This window comes from Kitasatospora nipponensis (assembly GCF_039528135.1).
Classification (GTDB): domain Bacteria; phylum Actinomycetota; class Actinomycetes; order Streptomycetales; family Streptomycetaceae; genus Kitasatospora; species Kitasatospora nipponensis.
In genome coordinates this window covers 1-3068 of sequence record NZ_BAAALF010000371.1, presented here as the reverse complement: position 1 = coordinate 3068, position 3068 = coordinate 1, and the positions used below count along the sequence as shown (strand labels likewise).

At 76.2% G+C, this 3068-nt stretch carries 3 protein-coding genes and 1 pseudogene; 2 read left to right on the top strand and 2 right to left on the bottom strand.

Features of this window, described 5'->3' with window-relative positions:
• Positions 1-151 precede the first annotated feature (151 nt).
• Together ABD323_RS40260 and ABD323_RS40255 are read left to right on the top strand one after the other, a co-directional pair.
• Complete coding sequence (locus ABD323_RS40260) at positions 152-1027, top strand: GNAT family N-acetyltransferase (RefSeq protein ID WP_344447079.1); 876 nt, start codon at positions 152-154, stop codon at positions 1025-1027.
• 67 nt (positions 1028-1094) lie between these two features.
• Positions 1095-1643 (top strand): GNAT family N-acetyltransferase, encoded by a 549-nt coding sequence (locus tag ABD323_RS40255; protein ID WP_344447078.1) that lies wholly within the window; start codon positions 1095-1097, stop codon positions 1641-1643.
• Between the two features lie 30 nt (positions 1644-1673).
• Here the strand turns inward: ABD323_RS40255 and ABD323_RS40250 are convergent, their stop codons facing one another.
• Both ABD323_RS40250 and ABD323_RS40245 read right to left on the bottom strand, forming a co-directional pair.
• Positions 1674-2624: an aminoglycoside phosphotransferase family protein gene (locus ABD323_RS40250; RefSeq protein ID WP_344447077.1), complete on the bottom strand. Its 951-nt coding sequence runs from the start codon at positions 2622-2624 to the stop codon at positions 1674-1676.
• Between the two features lie 233 nt (positions 2625-2857).
• A pseudogene (locus ABD323_RS40245) lies at positions 2858-3068 on the bottom strand (hypothetical protein); the annotation flags it as partial.

The following is a 3068-nucleotide window of genomic DNA, read 5'->3' as shown; positions in this document are numbered from 1 at the left end:
TCGTCGAGACCCTGATCGAGGAGGCCATGAAGCTGGCCGAGCAGATGCAGGCCGAGGGCGTGGAGTCCGGCACCCCGACCGTGGTCGCCGCCGACTGACGGTCCCCGGGGCGACGCGGTGTGAATGAGGTGCTGTGCTCGATCGAAGTGTGATGCTCCCCAGCTCGTTGCAGGCCGCGCGGGCCGCGGCCGCCACCCGGGTGCTGGAGGGGGCGGACCTCGCCGACACCCTGGAGGTGCTGCGCCGCGATCCGGTGGCCAACGCCTTCGTCGCCACCCGGGTCGAGGCGGTCGGCCTCGACCCGTGGCGCCTGGGCGGCGAGATGTGGGGCTGGTTCGACCAGGACGGCCGGCTGGAGTCGCTCTGCTACGCCGGGGCGAACCTGGTGCCGATCAACGCCGGGCCGCAGGCCGTACGGGCGTTCGCCGAGCGGGCCCGCCGGCAGGGCCGGCGCTGCTCGTCGATCGTGGGGCCGGCCGAGTCCACCGCCGCCCTGTGGGCGCTGCTGGAGCGCAGTTGGGGTCCGGCCCGCGAGGTGCGCGGCTACCAGCCGCTGCTCGCCACCGCCGAGCCCTCCGCCGAGGTCGCCCCGGACCCGCTGGTGCGCCGGGTGCGCCGCGACGAGATCGACCTGCTGATGCCGGCCTGCGTGGCGATGTTCACCGAGGAGGTGGGGGTCTCCCCGCTGGCCGGTGACGGCGGCCTGCTCTACCAGGCCCGGGTGGCCGAACTGATCACCGGCGGACGCTCGTTCGCCCGGATCTCGGAGCAGGGCGAGGTCGTCTTCAAGGCCGAGATCGGCGCCGTGACGCAGGGCGCCTGCCAGATCCAGGGGGTCTGGGTGGCACCGGCCCACCGCGGGCGGCGGCTCTCCGAGAGCGGCATGGCCGCGGTGCTGGACATCGCGCTGCGCGAGGTGGCCCCGGTGGCGAGCCTGTACGTCAACGACTACAACCTCCCGGCCCGGGCGGCCTACCAGCGGGTCGGGTTCCGCGAGGTCGGCGCCTTCATGTCGGTGCTCTTCTGAACGGGTGAGGCCCCGGTTGCCCGGGTGAGGCCCCGTCAGGCCCGGGGACAGGAGTAACGTCCCGGGCATGGAGCAGCTGACCGAGGTGACCATCCAGCCGATCGACCTGGCGGCCTGGGCGCCGTACGCGCTGGAGGTGCAGTCGGCCGCCTTCGGGCTCTCGCCGGAGGAGATCGCGGTCCGCCTGCACATCGTGGGACGGCACGCGGAGCAGCCCGGCGTGCTCGCGCTCGGCGCGCTGAACGCGGGGCGGCTGGTGGGCTTCGGATACGGCATGCCCAACCGGCGCGAGCACTGGTGGAGCACCGTGATCCAGCCCTACCTGGAGGCCCGCGGGCACGGGGAGTGGCTGGACGAGGTCTTCGCGGTCACCGAGTTGCACGTGCTGCCCGACTACCAGGGGCGCGGGCTCGGCAGCGCGCTGATCCGCGCCCTGTGCGAGCAGTCCGGGCGCAGCCGCAGCATCCTCTCCGCGATCGACGCGGAGACCCCGGCCCGTCGCCTGTACCGCTCGCTGGGCTACCGGGACCTGGCCCGCGCGGTGCGGTTCCCGAACACCGACCGGCCCTATGCGGTGATGGGCGCCCGGCTGCCGCTGCTCGACCGCTCGGCGTAGCGGCTCCGCGCCCGGGGCCGGGGACGGGTGTCAGAGCCAGCCCGCGAACTCCAGCGAGAGCTCGCCGCTCTCCCGGTCGCCGGCGGCCAGGCTCGCCAGGCCGGCGGCCACGCAGCGCACCAGCGTCCAGCCGCGCAGCCGCTCCAGGTCCACCTCCACCGCGTCGGCCAGCTGGCGCAGCCGGCGGCGGGCGGCGCCCTGCGGTCCGGGCGAGCCGGCCAGTGTCTCCTTGCGGTCCTGGGCGAGCCAGGCCAGGTCGTAGGCCCGCTCGCCGACCAGCGGCCGCGGGTCGATGGCCAGCCAGGGGGCGCGGTCGGCGGCCAGCACGTTGCCGTGGTGGAAGTCGCCGTGCAGCAGGAAGTGCTCCTGGGAGGAGGCGAGCAGGGCGGCGGCCCGGGCCAGCGCCTCGTCCACCAGGGCGGTCGCCTCCACCCGCTCGGCCAGCGCGCGCAGCCCGCCGAGCCCGGCGCGCAGCCGGTCCACCTCCTCGGCCACCGAGCGGAACGGGTGGTCTTGGGCCGGCGCGATCCACAGCCGCTGCAGCAGGCCGGCGGCCTCCAGCATGGCCTTGCCCTCGGCCAGCGAGCGCAGCGGGATGTCCCCGTACAGGCGCTCCAGCAGCAGGAAGCCGGCCTCGGGGTCGGCGTCCAGCAGCAGGACGGCGCCGCGGCCGGCCCAGTGGGCCAGCGCGGCGTGCTCGCGGGCGGTCTGCGGGGTGAGCAGCGCGGCCTTGAGGACGGCGGGGGAGGAGTCCGCGCGACGGACGTAGCCGACCAGGCTGTGCCGTCCGCCGGGCTCGCAGACCCGCTCCAGGGTGAGCCCCCACCGCTCCAGGCGGTCGGTGAAGCGGGCGGGCAGCTCGTCCAGCCAGGCCGCGCGGTCCACGTCGTCCACGCCGTCGGCGTGGCCCGGCCCCGGCACGCCGAGCAGGCCCCTGCGCAACCGGTCCGGCACGGTGAACTGTCCTGCTGCTGGCGACATACCGGCCCTTCGCTCGGTCCCTCCCCGGGGCGCTCCCGTCCCCATTGTCGGCCACGCCGTGCGGCCGATCGCGCAGACGCGCTGGTCAGAGCCGTGTGGGGCGGCTGGGGATGGTGAGCGGGCCGGTGTCGCAGCCGGTCGACGCTCCGTCAGGCGCCCTGCCGGCCACGGGGGTCGGGCGGGAGCGCGGGTGACGGACCGTCGGCCGCGGGTGTCGGGGCGGGGTCGAGAATCTAATGGGAGGCCGAGCTCGACGCGGACGTGGACGCCGCCGGCGATGTGGACGCGGAGGCCGAGGCGGGTGCGGAGCCGGCGGGCGGGGTGGCCGGTGCGGGCAGCCCCGGCAGGGCGCTGGGGGCGGCGCCCCAGCGGTTGCCGCGCAGCACGGCCTCGCGCAGCGCGGTGGCGGCCGACATCCGCAGCGCGCCGCCGGCGGCGGGCGGT